The organism is Microvirga zambiensis WSM3693 (genome assembly GCF_016735695.1).
Classification (GTDB): domain Bacteria; phylum Pseudomonadota; class Alphaproteobacteria; order Rhizobiales; family Beijerinckiaceae; genus Microvirga; species Microvirga zambiensis.
In genome coordinates this window covers 226,499-244,131 of record NZ_JAERQD010000001.1, presented here as the reverse complement: position 1 = coordinate 244,131, position 17,633 = coordinate 226,499, and the positions used below count along the sequence as shown (strand labels likewise).

General features: G+C 62.8%; 15 protein-coding genes. 9 read left to right on the top strand and 6 right to left on the bottom strand.

The genetic code is table 11. The annotated features are described in order from the left end of the window. Positions 1-166 precede the first annotated feature (166 nt). A complete protein-coding gene (locus JKL46_RS01140; protein WP_201829422.1) occupies positions 167-664 on the bottom strand; it encodes a hypothetical protein in 498 nt (165 codons plus the stop codon). 231 nt (positions 665-895) lie between these two features. On the opposite strand from JKL46_RS01140, the gene JKL46_RS01135 reads away from it, so the two are divergent. Then, complete coding sequence (locus tag JKL46_RS01135) at positions 896-1,621, top strand: Crp/Fnr family transcriptional regulator (protein WP_201829420.1); 726 nt, start codon at positions 896-898, stop codon at positions 1,619-1,621. Between the two features lie 4 nt (positions 1,622-1,625). Here JKL46_RS01135 and JKL46_RS01130 read toward each other — a convergent pair whose 3' ends face one another. From JKL46_RS01130 to JKL46_RS01120, 3 genes are all read right to left on the bottom strand, one after another. Further along, positions 1,626-2,651, bottom strand: a complete 1,026-nt coding sequence (locus tag JKL46_RS01130; RefSeq protein WP_201829418.1) for an adenylate/guanylate cyclase domain-containing protein — start codon at positions 2,649-2,651, stop codon at positions 1,626-1,628. Positions 2,652-2,676: 25 nt separating this feature from the next. Continuing rightward, entirely contained in the window at positions 2,677-4,047 is a 1,371-nt protein-coding gene (locus JKL46_RS01125) for a serine/threonine-protein kinase (RefSeq protein WP_201829416.1), read from the bottom strand. 119 nt (positions 4,048-4,166) lie between these two features. After that, the gene (locus JKL46_RS01120; RefSeq protein ID WP_201829414.1) at positions 4,167-5,039 is read right to left on the bottom strand and encodes a c-type heme family protein; all 873 of its coding nucleotides are present in this window, start codon (positions 5,037-5,039) and stop codon (positions 4,167-4,169) included. A gap of 174 nt (positions 5,040-5,213) precedes the next feature. On the opposite strand from JKL46_RS01120, the gene JKL46_RS01115 reads away from it, so the two are divergent. Further along, entirely contained in the window at positions 5,214-6,467 is a 1,254-nt protein-coding gene (locus JKL46_RS01115) for a peptidoglycan-binding protein (protein ID WP_201829411.1), read from the top strand. A gap of 70 nt (positions 6,468-6,537) precedes the next feature. Here JKL46_RS01115 and JKL46_RS01110 read toward each other — a convergent pair whose 3' ends face one another. After that, a complete protein-coding gene (locus JKL46_RS01110; RefSeq protein WP_201829409.1) occupies positions 6,538-7,215 on the bottom strand; it encodes an ankyrin repeat domain-containing protein in 678 nt (225 codons plus the stop codon). A 99-nt stretch (positions 7,216-7,314) separates the two neighbouring features. Beyond that, positions 7,315-8,628 carry an amidohydrolase family protein gene (locus JKL46_RS01105; RefSeq protein ID WP_246529079.1) on the bottom strand — a complete coding sequence of 438 codons (1,314 nt, stop codon included), beginning with the start codon at positions 8,626-8,628 and terminating at the stop codon, positions 7,315-7,317. 330 nt (positions 8,629-8,958) lie between these two features. On the opposite strand from JKL46_RS01105, the gene JKL46_RS01100 reads away from it, so the two are divergent. The 7 genes from JKL46_RS01100 to JKL46_RS01075 all read left to right on the top strand — a co-directional run bounded on the left by JKL46_RS01100 (position 8,959) and on the right by JKL46_RS01075 (position 17,622). Next, positions 8,959-9,816 carry a LysR family transcriptional regulator gene (locus JKL46_RS01100; RefSeq protein ID WP_201829404.1) on the top strand — a complete coding sequence of 286 codons (858 nt, stop codon included), beginning with the start codon at positions 8,959-8,961 and terminating at the stop codon, positions 9,814-9,816. A 223-nt stretch (positions 9,817-10,039) separates the two neighbouring features. Then, positions 10,040-12,469 carry a penicillin acylase family protein gene (locus JKL46_RS01095; protein WP_201829402.1) on the top strand — a complete coding sequence of 810 codons (2,430 nt, stop codon included), beginning with the start codon at positions 10,040-10,042 and terminating at the stop codon, positions 12,467-12,469. A 431-nt stretch (positions 12,470-12,900) separates the two neighbouring features. Next, positions 12,901-12,990 (top strand): K(+)-transporting ATPase subunit F, encoded by a 90-nt coding sequence (locus tag JKL46_RS01090; RefSeq protein WP_201829399.1) that lies wholly within the window; start codon positions 12,901-12,903, stop codon positions 12,988-12,990. Positions 12,991-13,004: 14 nt separating this feature from the next. Continuing rightward, entirely contained in the window at positions 13,005-14,720 is a 1,716-nt protein-coding gene (gene kdpA, locus JKL46_RS01085; RefSeq protein WP_201829397.1) for a potassium-transporting ATPase subunit KdpA, read from the top strand. 1 nt (position 14,721) lies between these two features. Next, positions 14,722-14,856: a hypothetical protein gene (locus JKL46_RS36220; protein WP_281399818.1), complete on the top strand. Its 135-nt coding sequence runs from the start codon at positions 14,722-14,724 to the stop codon at positions 14,854-14,856. A gap of 38 nt (positions 14,857-14,894) precedes the next feature. Then, positions 14,895-17,006 carry a potassium-transporting ATPase subunit KdpB gene (gene kdpB / locus JKL46_RS01080; protein WP_201829395.1) on the top strand — a complete coding sequence of 704 codons (2,112 nt, stop codon included), beginning with the start codon at positions 14,895-14,897 and terminating at the stop codon, positions 17,004-17,006. 13 nt (positions 17,007-17,019) lie between these two features. Continuing rightward, positions 17,020-17,622, top strand: a complete 603-nt coding sequence (locus JKL46_RS01075) for a K(+)-transporting ATPase subunit C (protein ID WP_201829392.1) — start codon at positions 17,020-17,022, stop codon at positions 17,620-17,622. Positions 17,623-17,633 lie beyond the last annotated feature (11 nt).

The following is a 17,633-nucleotide window of genomic DNA, read 5'->3' as shown; positions in this document are numbered from 1 at the left end:
CTGTGAACTGCATCACACCGATAGATTTTTTCGATTTTCGAAGATTTTTTTGAAGATCTTCTCGATCGATCGGGGTGGCATGCTGGAATGCCTGAAGGACTATGCTGGAATAAAAAAGGCCCCGAGAACGGGGCCTTTGGCGCAGAATGGAGAGCGTCGCCGTCGTTCAGGAGAAGAGGTCCAGAAAGTTCATGAAGCCGGCGGAATTCTCGGTCGATGCCGACTGAAGACCGAGCGCGGTGACGTTGCCTCCGACATCGATTGTGCCGCCATTGGATGCATCCAGAAGGGCGAGCGTGTTCTGGATCTGCGTGGTCTGGATCAGCGTGTTGAAGTCGATATCGATATTTTCGATATCGAAGACGATGACCGGTGCGAAGCCTCCGGCGGTGGCCCCGCCATCGGGCGTATGACCGAAAAGCACGGATTCGAATCCACCGGCATCGTTCCAGGCGGAATCGCCCCAGCCAAGATTCCCGCCATCATGCGGCTGCATGGGGCTGACAGGAGCATCTCCATGGCTGCCCCCGTGGTCGCCCTGGCGGCCGCTGAAATAGGGGTCCGGAGAATAGCCTCGATCCCCATTTTCATGAACGTCGTTTCGCCCGCCGCGAAGGCGCTCTTGAAAGCCGTCATCCGGGCTGGCGGGGTAGTAATTGGGCATCGGGCTCTCCTCGATTGCGTCCCGATCGGTCGATCACAGGGATCGCCCAGCTGAAATCGGGCGCGGTGTCCCGGGTGTATCACCCCCTGTGGGCGGAGGCAGTGAACTGCGTCACACACCTTTCGCGTTCTTGGCGACCGGCCGGCTTTCGTCAGCAGACAGCCTTTGCATGCCGTCTCGCCCGTCGCTATCCTTGACGGCCTTGTGCTCCGCCTTTGTGGGAACTCGACCATGGCTGAGGTTCAACCGTCCAGTACGACGGCCGGCGCAAATCACGCGGTCAAGCTCGAAGCGCTGGACATCTTCAAGGCTATCGACCCTTCGACCGTTGAGCTGATCGTCCGCAAGGCTCAGAATCGAACGCTCGAGAAGGGCGAGCTGCTGTTCAATGTCGGTGACACGTCGGACGCACTCTACGTGATCGCCGAAGGGCGGGTTCGCATCTGGACGGTCTCCGCCGCGGGAGCGGAGGTCACCCTGAACGTTCTGACGAACGGCGCCGTTTTCGGCGAGATCGGGATGCTCGACGGTGATGTGCGCACCGCTGGCTCCTCCGCCATGCTTAAGACGCGCCTTATGAGCATTGCACGCCGAACCTTCTACGAGGCCCTGGATCGGGACCCGCAACTCGTCCGCAACGTGATCGATCTGCTGTGCCGGCGTCTCAGGTGGACCAGTGCGCGGATGGAAGATGCCGCTCTGCGCCAGGCACCTCAGCGTCTCGCGCGGATCCTCGGACATCTTGCCCGGGACCATGGCAAGACCACGCCGAAAGGGATCGAAGTCGTTCTCAAGCTGACCCAAAGCGAGATGGCTCAATGGACGGCGATGTCGCGGGAGGGGCTGAACAAGGTTTTGAACCGCTGGGCCGAAGAGCGGCTCCTCACTCAGGATCGGGGCGGGCTGATCGTGCACGATCTCGAACGGATCGATGAGATCGCCGAGTTCGGCGAGTAGGCCGTCAATGGCGCTTGCGCACCACGATCTGCTGGGCACGCGTGAGGAATTGCATGCGCTCGTCCTTCGCAGGAATCTCGCGGGCGAGATCCTCGGCAAGCTCCGTCAGATCCGTCAGGTTCGCGGCATGGCGCTTGACCAGCAAGCTGGCAACGGGCCCGAGATAGATGGTCAGGGCATGTGTCAGTTCGACGAGGCAGGCTTGAAGCGCTGCTGAGTCGCCTGGAGCAGCGGGGGCAGGAGGGTTCTCCGGCATCGCGTCATCGCCAGGGAGCGGAGCCGGATCCGCGGCGTGAACGGGTACGACGAGCGGAACCGCCTTTGGAAGCGATATGGTCTGGGGCTCGGGGCTGGGGGGAGACGGAAATGGCGGAGCCACGCTCGCTTCCGCTCTCGCTGGCGTTCCGAATTCTGATCGAGGTACGGAGAGCACGGTTCTGTCGAGAGGTTCGACCAGACTTGCGGTTGCGTTCATGTCAGCCCCGGATGGCGACATTTCCACGCTGAATGTCGTGATCCGCCGTGGACTGTGCTTGAGGTCGAACACGCCGCGTTCGCCGAAGGTCGCCGAAATGCGGGGCGCCACCGCTTCCATGACGGCCGCCGATACGAGAATGCCTCCCGGGTCCGCGAGGCTTTCAAGACGCGCCGCAATGACGAGGGTCTCGCCAAAAGGAAGATCGTCCTGGAACAGAACGTCGCCGAGATGGATGCCGACCCGTAGGCGGACCGCATCGAACTTCGTCATGGCCGCGAGGCGGGCCTGCGTCTCGAGTGCGCAGCGAACGGCATCGACGGCGCTCTCGAAGAGGGCGAAGATACCGTCTCCCGGCATTCCGAAGAGCCACCCGCCATGGGTCGCAAGCTCCTCGCGCGCAATGCGCCGGGTCGCCCACAAGGCATCGAGGGTGTTGGTCTCGTCGACGGAAACCAAACCGCCGAAATTGGCCATATCCGCTGCGAAGACTGCTCGAAGACGGCGAATGCGCTTGGCGGAGGGATTCGGTACATCGGGCGCCAGATTGTCCATCACTCTTTCATCGAGAACCTACGTGTCACTGTTTAGTCTCACTGAGTTTACCACGAATCTTGAGAAAGCTCGCGCGGTCCCGCTCGCTAGGAATGAAGTCTGAAAGGCGGCGGTAGAAATCGTCACGACCGACGGCTTTCTCGGCCTGCCGCGCGACCAGCATTGGAGCGACGGGGCCGATGAGCGGCAGAAGCACCTCGGTCACCTCCCGAATCTCGGCTTGCGAGATGACAGCCTCCATCTGTGCGATCTTGAAGCCCTTGTCGTCACGCAGCATCTGCTGAGCCGTCCTGCGGAAGGTGGTCGCCTCGGCTTCGGTTCTGATCTTTCCGACGAGAAACTCCAGGAACGTATCGATGTCCATCGTCTCGTGCGATGCCTGCTTCACCAGGAGGTGACCGATCGGCCCGAGCGAATGCGCGAGAGACCGCCCCAAGGCGTCGATCGTAGTGGGAGTGAGCACCTCCGCCATGGTTTGATTGAGGTTTTCCTTTGCCGGTGTCGACGGCTGCTCCTTCCCAGGCATATGGGAGAGTTCGGTCAGATCGAGCGGCGGCAGGTCGGCGCTCGGGCGCATCTCGATCGACGTGTTGAGTGAAACGACGAACTCGTCCGCCGTCTGGAAGCGATCTTCGGGGTTTCGAGCCAGAGCACGCTGCACGACGGCATCGATTTCCGGCCAGAGCTCGGGACGATAGGTCCTGATCGATGGCGGCTGCTCGTTCATCAGCTTGCGCATCAGCTCGGGCAGATCGGTCGCGATGAAGGGTTTCGCGCCGGTCAGCATCTGAAAGAGGATGACCCCTGCAGAGAAGAGATCCGCACGCACATCCGCAGCACGCCCGAGGAAACGCTCCGGTGCCATGTAGTTGGGGGTTCCGATCGGGATGCCGCCGGGCTTCGTCAGGTCGAGCGCTTCCACATGCGCCACGCCGAAATCCGAGACTTTGATCGAGGCTGCGGAAGGGCAGAGGATGTTGGCGGGCTTGACGTCCCGGTGGATGACACCTTTGGAATGCGCGTAGCCGAGTGCGAACAGCAGCTGGGCCATAATCTCGCCCACCTGTCTGATCGGCAGCAGCGTGCCCCGCCGGATCACATTCTCCAGCGTTCCCGCATTGACGTATTCCATGATGATGTAGGGCGCGCCATCCTGCTCGACGAAGTCGAAGACCGTAACGATGTTCGGATGCAGACACCGTGCTGCGGAGCGCGCTTCGGTGGCGAAGCGACGAAGGAGCTCGTCGTTCTCGCTCAGGTTCTCCAGAATTTCAGGACGAAGCGTCTTGATCGCCAAGGGCCGATCGATCTGCTCGTCGTAGCCCTTATAAACGACACCGATGGCACCGCGGCCGATCACTTGGTCAAGGCGATACTTGCCGACTCTGGTGGGCATGCCGCCGCCTACCTCGCCTTGGCCACTGCCTGTCCTCAGATCCTTGTCTGCGGTCATCGGAGAAAATTCCCTGACGAGCGGTAATCTGGTTCTGTTAGGCCAGGGATCAATCACACTGGTCACTTTTCGAGCATCTTCAATGCGCTATCCAAGCTCCTGCGCATGCGGTTGAAGGAACGTGACAGCGACGCGATCTCGTCCGAACCCGGATACTCAAACTCTGCTACGGAGGCATCGCCCATGCTGACGGCCTCAGCCGTCTTCGCCATTCGCGTGACCGGGCTGATCACGTACCTGTTCAGCAGGACGTTGAGCAGAACCAGCAGGACCAGAAAGATCAGGCTCGATGTGCCGACAAATAATCCTAGGTTCCGCCAGATCGATCCTTCTGCGATGTCCATGGGCACGGAAATGATCTGCGCGCCGATCGTCTCGTTCAGCTTCCAGCCGAAGCCGTTCTTGTTGCCATAAAGCGCAACCATCGAGGTAGGGGCCCTGTCAGGCGTCGAATGGCAGGTCAGGCAGGACTCGTCTCTGATGACCAGCGGATAGGTCGCTGTGTAATGAGAGCGGTTGTTGATCGTCTGAAAGCTGACATCCTTGGTCAATTCGGGATTGGCCCGGAGTTTCTCGATGAGCTCCCGTTCCCAATCGCGCGCAAGATCGGCGGGATTGGTCGGATTGAGTGCGGCTTCCTTGTAGAAGAACTGGGGGTAGAATCCTCGAAAATTGCGGAATGCCGTTTGAGCCGAGAACGAGGGGACGGTCTGCGGCAGGAACTGGATGCTTGAGTGTTCGGCCAGCAGTGGCTGAATCTCTTCCGAGGTATAACGGCGTATGGACAGCGCCTGCGCTCGCAGAACATCGATCTGCGACTGCAGCTGTTCCATGGCTTCCCGCCTGGATATTTGATAAAATGGATAAATCGATAAGCTGAGTCCGAGCAGATAGCAGACGGCGAGAATGATATTGAATTTCAGCCGTAATCCCACTGGATATCTCCAACGGCTCGAGAGGTTAGTGCGCGTAACAACTACCGGATTTCATGATAATGCAAGTCTTGGAGACGTGCCATGCATTTCGGTCAAGCAGGTGGATTTGCAGGCCGATCCTCTGTGCGCAAAAGCACATCGGGAGAGTTTAGTCCGCCGCATCCGATACTGACTTTGGGTTTATTTGTCGTCTTTGCGGTTTCTTTGCTGCTGCTGAGCTTTAGTACTGCTCATGCTTCCGGAAGAGTCGCAATCGTCCTGACGGCGGAAGATTATCAAAAGCTTCCGAAATCCAGCATCGGCACGAAGCGGGGGGGCGAAATCGCGGACGCTCTCAAGGCGCGCGGTTTCGATGTGATCGTCAGTCCCAATCCGACCAATGCGACCGCCAGAGCCAATCTGCGCGACTTCGCAGCGAAGGCGGAAGGGGCCGATCTCGCCTTCGTCGTCCTGATCGGTCACGGCGTAGCATGGGGTGGCCAGACATTTTTCCTGACGACCAATACCGAACTCGGACGAGCGAGCGATCTTCTCTCCCGCGCACTCTCCGCCACCAACATCGCGCAGATCGTCGGGCGAGCGCAGACCGGTGGCGTGTTCTTCTTCATGACGTCGCCGACCTTCGAGAGCGCCATCGAGGGATTGGATGCCAGGCCCCAGTTCACCAGCGATCCTCCGAAGAATGCGGTCACCATATTCTCCAGCTCGGCTCGCATCCCCGTATCGCGCATCGACGCTGCGGGTGAGCAGGCCGCTGAAGCATTGGCCAAGCTGCTCCAACAGCCGAGCCCGTCGCTCAACGAGGCAGTCAAGATCGCCTCGAATGGCGGCCAGGGAGCCGTGTTCGGGCGTGTCGACGAAATCAGTCTCGCAAAACCGGCTCCCGCGCCCGCTGCCCCGACCGTTGCCGCAATATCTCCGACGCCGGCACCATCGGTTCAGAAATCGGATGAAATCGAAGGCAAGCTCGAAACTGAGCGTCGCGCACGCGAACAGGCCGAAAGCCGTGCCCGCGATGAGCAGCTCAGGGCGGAACGGGCACAGGCGGAGGTCCTGAAAGCGCAGGCCGATGCCAAGAAGGCCCAGGCGGATGTCGAGCGGGCGCAGGCGGATGCCGAGAAGGCAAAGCAGGAAGCCAAGCGCGTGGAGGCCCAGGCACAGATTGCGGCCGCCCAGGCGGAAAGCCTGCGGCACGCGCCCGTTGCGGCGGCGGCGATCGAGGATTCACAACTCGGGCAAAAGCAGCGTCGCCTGATTCAGCAGCGGCTCCGCGAAATGGGGCTCTATACCGGCCCGATCGATGCAATCATGGGGCCTCTGACCCGGGAAGCGATCATGGGCTATCAGAGAAGCCGCAGCGCCGCGGTCACGGGCTACCTGACGGCCGAGCAATTCGATGCGCTCCTGCCGGGTGAGTCGACGCAGTAAAGGGGCAGGGTAAGCGGTAACGTAGATCCTTGCCGAAGAGCCCTAAGCTGGGATGGATCGGCGCCTTCGATCATCGGGCGCCGGCAGACACCAGAATTGTCTCGATCCCCTTGTAGCCGCGGCTGCGCGCATGCTGCAGCGGCCTCACGCCATCCCGGTCGGCCAGGTTGACGTCGGCACCTGCCTTGACCAGCAGTTCGACGATCTGCCGGTGGCGTTCGCCTCCATCCCCGAGGATGATCGCCTCCAGCAAAGCGGTCCAACCGAGATTGTTGACGTGGTCGACGTTCACTCCTGCGTCGATCAGGGTCCGGACGGTGTCCACATGGCCTCGCTCCGATGCCGGGATGAGGGCCGTGCCGCCATAGCGGTTGGTGCTCTTGAGGTCCGCACCGTGCGCGAGCGTCATCTTCAGGATTTCGAGATGGCCACGTGCGCCGGCATACAGATAGGGGCTGTCGTCGATCCGATCCTTCGCATTGACATCGGCCCCAGCCTCGATCAGGGCCCGCGCGATCTCGATCCTGTTGCCGTGGGTCGCGATGAGCAGGGCGGTACGCCCGGACTCGTCCCGGGCATCGATGTCGACACCCCGCGCCAGAAGGCGTTGAACCTGCGCTGCATCGACGTCCTTGCTCGTGACGGCGTTCAACAGGTCCTTTCCGCCGGTCGATTGTCCAACAGCTGTCATCGAATGGCCCATCATTCCGAGTGCAACGAATAGCGAGATGGCGAGACGTCCATGCATGATCAACCCTCTGCGGGAACGATGCGCTCTTCAATGCGTGGAGCGTCGGACCCAAAAGTGGATCCGACGCTCCAAACGTCTCGGCCGACAATCGATGCCTCAGACACTTTCTACAGCGCCATAGACCAACCGCCCCTTATGGAAGGTTGCACGCCTTGGCGAGCGTCGCGCAACAGCCTCTGCCGAGCAGCTCGCATCGACCAGAACGAATTCGGCCGCGTCGCCGGGCTTCGGCCACGCCACCGCTCCGTCGTCGCTCAGCGGCAGCACGTCGCCGGTGGCAATCGCGAGAGCGCGCGAGAGGCGGAACTCGTCGCTGCCGCCGTAAAGCTGCGCGCACAGATTGGCCTTCTCCAGCATGTCGCCGCTACCGAACGGGGACCAGTGATCGATCACGCTGTCGGTGCCGGTCATGATCTTGACGCCCTTCGCCCGCAGCTGCGGCAGCGGCATCACCCGCTGTCCGATCGGCACCGTCGACACCACGGTCACGCCCTGCGCGGCCATGCGCTCGGCCATTTCGTTGAGCTCCTCGGGGCGCAGGGTGGAAAGGGCGAAAGCGTGGCTGAGCGTGAGCCGGTTGCGCAGAGCCGGCGTCTTCTCGACGGTCTCGACCATGTACTTGAGAGCGGCGACGCCGGCGGGGTTGGTTTCATGGATATGGATGTCCACGCCCTTGTCGTGGTCGAGCGCGATCTTGAACATGGCATCCAGCGATGCTTCCATGGCGCCGTCGACGTTGGTGGGATCCAGACCGCCGACATAATGAGCGCCCATCTTCATGGCCTCGCGCATCAGCCCGTCGACCTTGGAATGCAGCAGCCCGTGCTGCGGGAAGGCGACGATCTCGCATTCGAAGCTGTCGCGATAGTTGGCCAGTGCAAGCTGCAGATGCTCCAGGCTTTTCAATCCGCTTACCGGATCGATGTTGCAGTGGCTGCGCGCCACCGTGCTGCCCTGTGAGAGGAGGAGGTCGATCAGCTTTTCCGCACGCGCCTGAGAGGTCGGCAGGAGTTTTGGAAGCAGCACCTCCTCCCGCGCGATCATGTCCATGATGGTCTTGCCCTGACGGGGCAGGGGAGCCTGCCAAGGGCCGCCATAGAATGTCTTGTCCAGGTGGATATGCATGTCCCGGAACGCGGGCAGAAGCAGGTTGCTCTGCGCCTTGTAGCGCGGCAGGGCTGCATTCAATGCGGCATCCGCGCCGTGCACCGCCTTGATGCGACCGTTCTGAATTTCCAGGGTGCGGATCCCGGTCCGGGTGCCGACGACCACTTCGCCGTCATACTCGAAGCCTTCCTCGAGACGCACATCAGTCAGATAGTAATGGCTGTCGGTAAGGGTCATGATCTGCTGACGGGACTTGTCCGTGTTGGCGATGGCCTCGGCGGCTCCGGTCTGCGCGCCGCTCAAGCCCAATATCGTGGACGCGGCTGCCAATCCACCGGAATGGCGAAGAAAGGCTCTGCGGCTTTGGTGGTTTGCACTTTGCACGGGGCGTTCCTCTCTGCTTGTCGTCGAGATGGTCGGCGGCATTCGAGCCGGCGTCAGCTGCCCAGTCCCGGCTTGGCCGTTACAAGACTGCCGATCGGCGCTCCCACTCCAGGAGCTCGCTCAGGCCGCCAAAATTCTTTGCTGCAATGTCAGGACGATAGCGCCTCCCTGCATCATCTGGAAATTAAATGTTCAGATCGCAATTATTGATTTATTGAATGACAAGTGCCGCGTGCCGACGAGGGGCAGATGCTGGATCCACGCCTATTGCGAGCCTTCATTGCAATCGTTGAAGCCGGTGGCTTCACCAGGGCGGCTGAGCGTCTGCATATGACGCAATCGACCCTGAGCCAGCAGCTGGCCCGGCTCGAGGAGGCGGTCGGGCAGATTCTGGTGGACCGGGACGCCCGTCCCATCCGGCCCTCCGCCGCGGGAGAGCGCCTTCTCGGATATGCCCGCAGGATCGTGACGCTTCAACAGGAGGCGACGGCGGCCCTGAGCAATCCGGCCGGCACGACGCCCATTCACATCGGGTTGCCGGAAGATGTCTTCAGCCGCCCCATGGCCCGGCTTTTCGGCGAGTTCTCCAAGCGCCACCAGGAGATCCGTCTGGATGTCAGCGCCGGGCTGAGCCGCGACCTGACCCGGCGCTACCGAGGCGGCGAGTTCGACATCGTCGTCGTCAAGGAGCCGGCACCCAGCAACGATTGCCGGGCAAGCTTCAGCGAGTCCACGGGCTGGTTCGAGAGCAGGGACGCTCCGGATGCCTGGCCCGACCCCATGCCCCTCGTGACCTTCCCTCCCGGCGGCCTTTACCGCGAGACCATGTTCGAGCGCATCGAGCGCGAGCGCCGCCATTGGTACATCGCCTTTTCAGGCAGCAGCCTCAACAATGTGCTCGTCGCGGTCGAGGGCGGTCTCGGCATAACGCTGCTCCCGGTCGCCGCAACCCTCGGGCGCCACGTGAGGCCTTACATGCCGTTCAGCGACGAAGCCGCGATCATGGTTTCCATCTACGCCTGGGAGAGCACGGGGCTCATCGCGGAACTGGTCGCGCAGATCGGCGCCGCGCTGTCCGAACGCAGCGGCGGTTCCAGCACGGTGTGATCATACCTGCCGCGGACCGATCACGTGCTTGCGTCGCGAGTGCGCAGACCTAGTGCAGATGTCTCCGACGGAAAGCGTCATCGATCCGATACCAGACCTTCTCGGATTGCAATTGTCTGTTGCCCGACATTGGACCGAGCATCGGATGTGATTGATTCCCTAAACGCCGCTCCAGCCCTGGAGAAAAAGGGGACGATCGATTTCGCTCAGGGAGGAAAACTCGATGAGAGCTTTGACCAGAACCGCATGCCTGATGCCCTATGTGGGCGCACTTCTCGCAAGCACGGCCATTCCCGCTTATGCCGACATGTCGAGCGCGGTGCGATCTGCATCGCAGCAGGTGAAGGGGCTGCAGGCTCCGGCTGAAATCATCGTCGACCATTGGGGCATCCCGCACATCTACACTGCGAACCAGCACGATGCGTTCTTCATGCAGGGATATAACGCGGCACGCGACCGGCTCTGGCAGATCGATCTCTGGCGCAAGCGCGGTCTCGGGCTGCTGGCAAAGGATTTCGGGCCCGATTACGTCGAGCAGGATCGTGCCGCGCGCCTGTTCCTCTATCGCGGGGACATGGCCAAGGAATGGGCTGCCTACGGGCCGAATGCCAAGACCTACACCGAAGCTTTCGTCGAAGGCGTCAACGCTTTCGCGCAGGAGGTTCGCGACGGAACTCAGCCCGCTCCGGTGGAATTCAGAATCGCCGGGACGCAGCCCGATCTGTGGAAGCCGGAGGATGTCGTCCGCATCCGCAGCCATGGCCTGACGCGCAACGTCGTATCTGAGGTCAGGCGGGCGCAGGTTGCCTGCGCCGCCGGCCTCGATGCCGATCGCCTGCGCACGAAATTCGAGCCCGACTGGCAGACCTCCGTCCCTGCGGGCCTCGACCCGTGCTCGATCCCGAAGGATGTCCTGAAGGACTACGAACTCGGCACCAAGGATGTCACTTTCTCGGCGCCACAGAAAAAGGCCTCGTTGGATGCGCACGAGGAGTTTCTCAATGAGACGATGGCCAACGTCGACCGGATCGGCTCGAACAACTGGGTTGTCTCGGGCTCACGGACCGCGACGGGGAGGCCGATCCTGGCAAACGATCCGCACCGCGCTCACGGCGTTCCGTCTCTGCGCTACATCGTGCATCTGAACGCGCCCGGCATGTCGGTGATCGGAGCCGGCGAGCCGGCCCTGCCGGGCATCTCCATCGGGCACAATGGGAAGATCGCGTTCGGCCTGACGATCTTTGCGATCGATCAGGAGGACCTCTATGCCTACGAGCTGAACCCTGCCAATTCCAGCCAGTACAAGTTCCGCGACGGCTGGGAGGACATGAAGGTCGTGCGTGAGACGATCGAGGTCAAAGGCGGGCAGCCCCGCACCGTCGATCTGCTCTTCACCCGCCATGGGCCGGTGCTGGCGAAGGACGATGCCAAGCAGCGGGCCTTCGCCATGCGCTCCGTCTGGTTCGATCCCGGCACGTCCGCCTATTTCGGCTCGTCGGACTACATGACCGCCCAGAACTGGAGCGGCTTTCTGGAGGCGATGAATCGCTGGGGAGCGCCGTCCGAAAATCAGGTCTATGCCGATACCGACGGCAATATAGGCTGGATTCCCGGCGGTCTCACGCCCAAGCGCGTCAGCTACGACGGCCTGATGCCCGTACCCGGCGACGGGCGCTACGAATGGGAGGGGTTCATCCCCATGTCCGACCTGCCGGAAGCATACAATCCCTCGCAGGGCTTCTTCGCAACCGCGAACCAGAACAATCTTCCTCCCGGTTATCCGATCAACGAACGCAGGATCGGGTTCGATCAATGGGCCGATCCTGCAAGATTCCAGCGCATCGAGGAGGTTCTTCGGGCAAAGCCGAAATTCACCCTGGCCGATGCGATGGATCTGCAGAATGACGACACGAGCATGCTCGGGCGAAGGCTCCTTGCCCTGCTCAAGCCCCTGCGTTCGGAGGACCCGCGGCAAGGGGCGGCGCTCGAGCTGATGCAGAGCTGGGATGCGCGCGAGACGGCCGACAGTGCCGGGGCGGCGCTCTTCGAAGTGTGGACGAGCAAGCATCTCGGGCGTGCCACCGTCGCCGCAACGGCGCCGGAGGCTGCGCGCGCCATCGTCGGCAATGGCAGTCTCTCCGCTGTTGTCGATTATCTCGAAAAGCCCGATCAGGCTCTCGGCCCCGATCAGGCCGCCGCGCGGGACAAGATCCTGCTTCAGAGCCTTGCCGCCGCCGCCGATGAAGTCGGCAAGCTTTTGGGCGACGACATGGCGCAATGGAAGTGGGGCAATCTCCATCAGGCCGAGTTCAGCCATGCCCTGAAGCCTCTCGCCGACAAGGCCACGCAGGCGCAGATGACCGTAGGCCCGCTCGTGATGGGCGGCGGCAACAACGTGCCTCATGCCGCGGGCTACAGCACGTCCACCTTCAAGGTGACGTCAGGAGCGTCGTTCCGGATGGTGCTGGATGTCGGCAGCTGGGATAACAGCCGCGCGATCAACACGCCCGGTCAATCCGGCAATCCTTATAGCCCGCACTATCGCGATCTGGCGCCACTTTGGGCGACCGGAGACTACGTTCCGCTGCTCTATTCCCGCGAAGCCGTGGAGCGAGCTGCGAGCGAGCGCTTCCAGCTGTCGCCCAAGAGCTGAGCAGGCTCTATCGTGCGAGGAAGGATCGGCCGCAGGCCGATCCTTTTCGTTTGCGCAGACGCATTCGACCTGAATGACAGGCCGCGATCAAGGCATCCATCACGCGCCTGATCCGATAGGAATACACGCCGGCGTCGTTCCCCGGTCATCTCACGCTCGCCGGAGCCCTGCCGGTCCAATGAATGCCGGCTCCGCCCGAGCCTTCGCACGGCCTGATCTTTATAACAATTTTATACCGGCCGTCGGGCAGCTCTCTCGAATCTTTATACGGCTTTCGACATGTCTTCAGCACCGGCGTGCCGCGCTTCGGCGGCGCGCCTCATGCATGGAGCATGCACCCATGGACATCCTGATGCTCGCGCTCGGGCTTGGCTTCTTCGGCCTCACCGTCGCCTATACCGCCGCCTGCGACCGGCTCTGAGGATCCTGTCATGACCCTCGACTACACATTGGCCGGCCTCGTGACCGTCGGCCTTCTCGTCTACCTCACCTACGCTCTCGTTCGGCCTGAGCGGTTCTGACCAAGGCGGCAGTTATGACCATCAACGGCTGGATCCAGATCCTCGTTTTCTGCGCCATCGTCGTCGCGCTCGTGAAGCCCTTGGGCTGGTACATGGCGCGCGTGTTCAACGGTGAGCGCACATTCCTTTCCCCTGTCCTGCACCCTGTCGAGACTGTGCTCTACAAGCTTTCAGGCACAAGCGAGCGCGAGGAGCAGCACTGGCTGACCTACACGCTCGCCATGCTGACCTTCAACCTGCTCGGATTTCTTGCTCTCTACGCGCTCCAGCGCATCCAGGCCGTGCTGCCCTACAACCCGATGGGCATGGGCGCGGTCGCGCTCGATCTCGCGTTCAACACCGCCGCCAGCTTCATGACCAACACGAACTGGCAGAACTACGGCGGCGAGAGCACGATGTCGTATCTGGTTCAGATGGCAGGCCTGACCGTTCAGAATTTCGTGTCGGCGGCGACCGGTATCGCGCTGGCGGTGGCCCTGATCCGCGGCTTCTCGCGGGCATCGGCGAAGAGTATCGGTAACTTCTGGGCCGACATGACGCGCGCGACGCTCTACGTGCTGCTCCCGCTCTGCGTGATGCTGACGCTTGTCTACGTCGCACGGGGCGTGCCCCAGACCCTGTCCGCCTATATCGATGCGACGACGCTGGAAGGCGCCAGGCAGACGATCTCCGTCGGACCTGTCGCTTCGCAGCTCGCGATCAAGATGCTCGGCACCAACGGCGGCGGATTCTTCAACGCCAATTCCGCGCATCCCTTCGAGAATCCGGACGCCTTCGTCAACCTGATCCAGATGGTGTCGATCTTTGCCATCGGCGCGGCACTGACCAACGTCTTCGGCCGCATGGTCGGCGACCAGCGCCAGGGCTGGGCCATCCTCGGCGCCATGGGAGTGATCTTCATCGTCGGCGTCGCCGTCGCATACTGGGCGGAGGCCGCAGGCAACCCGCTGGTGCACGCGCTCGGCGTCGAGGGCGGCAACATGGAAGGCAAGGAGGTCCGCTTCGGCACGGCTATGTCGGCGTTGTTCGCCGTGATCACAACGGCAGCGAGCTGCGGCGCGGTCAATGCCATGCATTCGAGCTTCATGCCGCTCGGCGGCCTGATCCCGCTCATCAACATGGAGCTCGGCGAGATCGTCGTCGGCGGCGTCGGCGCCGGTCTCTACGGCATGCTGCTCTTCGTCGTGCTGACCATGTTCGTCGCGGGCCTGATGGTCGGACGCACTCCCGAATATCTCGGCAAGAAGATCGAGGCCAAGGAAGTCAAGATGGCCATCCTCGCCATCCTGTGCCTGCCGCTGGCCATGCTGGGCTTCACGGCTCTGGCTGTCGTTCTGCCCACCGGCCTTGCCTCGATCGGCAATCCCGGCCCGCACGGTTTCTCGGAGGTGCTCTATGCCTATGTCTCGGGAGCCGCGAACAACGGTTCCGCCTTCGGCAGCCTCTCGGGCAACACCCTGTGGTACAACCTGACCATCGGCGCTGCGATGCTCATGGGACGCTTCTTCGTCATCGTCCCGGCCATGGCGATCGCCGGATCCATGGCGGCCAAGAAGACCGTTCCGGTCTCGGCTGGTACTTTCCCCACCCATGGCGGCCTGTTCGTCGGCTTGCTCGTCGGCGTCATCCTGATCGTCGGCGGACTGACATTCTTCCCCGCGCTCGCTCTCGGCCCCATCGTCGAGCACCTCTCGCTGATCGCCGGGCAGACCTTTTCGGTCGGAGGCTAGCATGGCCAAGCCGGCTCTTCGCTTCCGCCCGCAGACCAAAGCCTGGAGTCCGATTGCCGTCGTCCTGACGATGACCGTCGGGATGATGGCCCTGGTTGGCCTTTTCCACTTCATCATCCGCGTCGCCACCGCCTGACAGGCCGGCCGGCTCATCGTTCTATCAGGAGTTCATCCATGAACACCGCTCAATCCCGTGGCGGAGCCTCGCAAGCTTCGCTCGTGGACTCAAAGATCGTCGTTCCTGCCTTGGGGGCGGCCTTCACCAAGCTCGATCCGCGGATCATGATCCGCAATCCGGTCATGTTCGTCGTCGAGACAGTCGCGGCGCTGACGACCGCGCTGTTCCTCAAGGATCTTGCAACGGGTGGGGCGAGCCTCGGCTTTTCGTTCCAGATCATCCTCTGGCTCTGGTTCACCCTGCTCTTCGCCAACTTCGCCGAGGCGGTGGCCGAGGGCCGGGGTAAGGCACAGGCCGCGTCCTTGCGTAAGACACGGACGGAAACGCAGGCCAAGCTGCTCTCAGGTGCATCCGGGCGCGACTACAAGCTCATTCCCGGCGCGCAGCTCAAGGTCGGTGATCTCGTCTTCGTCGAAGCGGGCGACATCATCCCGAGCGACGGCGAGGTGATCGAGGGCGTGGCATCGGTGAACGAGGCCGCCATCACAGGCGAGTCCGCGCCGGTCATCCGCGAGTCGGGCGGCGACCGCTCGGCGGTGACGGGCGGCACGCAGGTGCTGTCCGACTGGATCCGCGTGCGCATCACGGCAGCGCCGGGCTCGACCTTCATCGACCGCATGATCGCGCTGGTGGAGGGAGCCTCGCGCCAGAAGACGCCGAACGAGATCGCCCTCAACATCCTGCTCGCCGGCCTGACGCTCATCTTCGTCATCGCGGTCGCGACGATCCCGAGCTTCGCGGCTTACGCGGGCGGCGCCATCCCGATCATCGCGCTGGTGGCGCTCTTCGTGACGCTCATTCCAACCACGATCGGTGCGCTTCTGTCGGCGATCGGCATCGCCGGCATGGATCGTCTCGTGCGCTTCAACGTGCTCGCCATGTCCGGACGCGCCGTCGAGGCTGCCGGCGACGTCGATACGCTGCTCCTCGACAAGACCGGCACGATCACCCTCGGCAACCGTCAGGCGACGGCCTTCCGGCCGGTCCGCGGCGTGAGCGAGCAGGAACTGGCCGATGCGGCGCAACTGGCATCTCTTGCGGACGAGACACCCGAGGGCCGTTCGATCGTGGTGCTCGCCAAGGAAAAGTACGGCATCCGTGCCCGGGACATGAGCGAGCTCCATGCCACCTTCGTGCCGTTTACGGCGCAGACTCGCATGAGCGGCGTCGATATCGGCGGCAGCGCGATCCGCAAGGGCGCTGTCGACTCGATCCTCGCTTCCGTGAATGCCGTGGCCCCAGTTACTCGCGGCGGGGCGGTTCAGGCACTCAGGCCCGCAGTGAGTTCGGAGCCCATGCGCGAGATCCAGGCCATCGCCGACGAGATCGCGAAGGCCGGTGGAACGCCGCTCGCCGTGTCACGGGACGGGCGTCTGCTCGGCGTGGTCCAGCTCAAGGACATCGTCAAAGGCGGCATCCGCGAACGCTTCGCCGAGTTGCGGCGCATGGGCATCCGCACCGTGATGATCACCGGCGACAATCCCATGACGGCGGCAGCCATCGCGGCGGAGGCCGGCGTCGACGACTTCCTCGCCCAGGCGACACCGGAGGACAAGCTCGAGCTCATCCGCTCCGAACAGGCGCAGGGCAAGCTCGTGGCCATGTGCGGCGACGGCACCAACGACGCGCCGGCCCTCGCGCAGGCCGATGTCGGTGTCGCCATGAACACCGGCACCGTGGCAGCCCGAGAGGCCGGCAACATGGTCGATCTCGACAGCGATCCCACCAAGCTCATCGAGATCGTCGAGATCGGCAAGCAGCTCCTGATGACGCGCGGCTCGCTGACGACGTTCTCAATCGCCAACGACGTCGCCAAGTATTTCGCGATCATTCCGGCCATCTTCGCCGGCATCTATCCGCAGCTCGGCGCGCTCAACATCATGGGCCTCGCGACGCCTGAAAGCGCGATCCTGTCGGCCATCATCTTCAACGCGCTCATCATCATCGCGTTGATCCCGCTCGCATTGAAGGGCGTCAAATACCGCGCCGTCGGCGCAGGGCCGCTCCTGCGCCGCAACCTACTCGTCTACGGCCTCGGCGGCATCGTCATCCCGTTCATCGGCATCAAGGCGATCGATCTCGCGATCAGCGCCATCGGCCTCGCCTGAAAAGGAAATCACCATGCTTCGTCAACTTCGTCCCGCCCTCGTCATGATCGTCGCCATGACGGCGATCACGGGCCTTCTCTATCCTCTCGGCATGACCGGCATCGCGCAGGCGGTGCTGCCGGACAAAGCCAATGGCAGCCTCGTCACGGTCAACGGCCATGTGATCGGGTCCGAACTCATCGGCCAGAGCTTCACGGGCGACCGCTACTTCCACGGCCGCCCCTCGGCGACGGTCGGCTCCGATCCGGCCGACCCGAGCAAGACGACCTCGTCGCCCTACAACGCGGCGAATTCAGGCGGCTCGAACCTCGCACCCACCAACCAGGCCCTGATCGACCGCATCAAAGGCGATGTGGAGGCCCGCAGGCGCGAGAGCCCGAACCAGGCCGTGCCCATCGATCTCGTGACGACCTCAGGCAGCGGTCTCGATCCCCACATCTCGCCGGAGGCGGCGCTATTCCAGGTGCCGCGGGTGGCCACGGCCCGCGGCCTGCCCGAGGACAGGGTCCGGCGGCTCGTGGCCGAGCACACCGAGGAGCGGATGCTCGGCCTTCTCGGCGAGCCGCGTGTGAACGTTCTCAAGCTCAACCTCGCCCTCGACCGCGCCAACGGGTAATGCGAGAAAGG

Bases quoted from the DNA above. Each gene is read 5' to 3' on its own strand.
- JKL46_RS01140 (WP_201829422.1), bottom strand. From the start codon at position 664: ATGCCCAATTACTACCCCGCCAGCCCGGATGACGGCTTTCAAGAGCGC.
- JKL46_RS01135 (WP_201829420.1), top strand. From the start codon at position 896: ATGGCTGAGGTTCAACCGTCCAGTACGACGGCCGGCGCAAATCACGCG.
- JKL46_RS01130 (WP_201829418.1), bottom strand. From the start codon at position 2,651: ATGGACAATCTGGCGCCCGATGTACCGAATCCCTCCGCCAAGCGCATT.
- JKL46_RS01125 (WP_201829416.1), bottom strand. From the start codon at position 4,047: ATGCCCACCAGAGTCGGCAAGTATCGCCTTGACCAAGTGATCGGCCGC.
- JKL46_RS01110 (WP_201829409.1), bottom strand. From the start codon at position 7,215: ATGCATGGACGTCTCGCCATCTCGCTATTCGTTGCACTCGGAATGATG.
- JKL46_RS01100 (WP_201829404.1), top strand. From the start codon at position 8,959: ATGCTGGATCCACGCCTATTGCGAGCCTTCATTGCAATCGTTGAAGCC.
- JKL46_RS01095 (WP_201829402.1), top strand. From the start codon at position 10,040: ATGAGAGCTTTGACCAGAACCGCATGCCTGATGCCCTATGTGGGCGCA.
- JKL46_RS01090 (WP_201829399.1), top strand. From the start codon at position 12,901: ATGACCCTCGACTACACATTGGCCGGCCTCGTGACCGTCGGCCTTCTC.
- kdpA (WP_201829397.1), top strand. From the start codon at position 13,005: ATGACCATCAACGGCTGGATCCAGATCCTCGTTTTCTGCGCCATCGTC.
- JKL46_RS36220 (WP_281399818.1), top strand. From the start codon at position 14,722: ATGGCCAAGCCGGCTCTTCGCTTCCGCCCGCAGACCAAAGCCTGGAGT.
- kdpB (WP_201829395.1), top strand. From the start codon at position 14,895: ATGAACACCGCTCAATCCCGTGGCGGAGCCTCGCAAGCTTCGCTCGTG.
- JKL46_RS01075 (WP_201829392.1), top strand. From the start codon at position 17,020: ATGCTTCGTCAACTTCGTCCCGCCCTCGTCATGATCGTCGCCATGACG.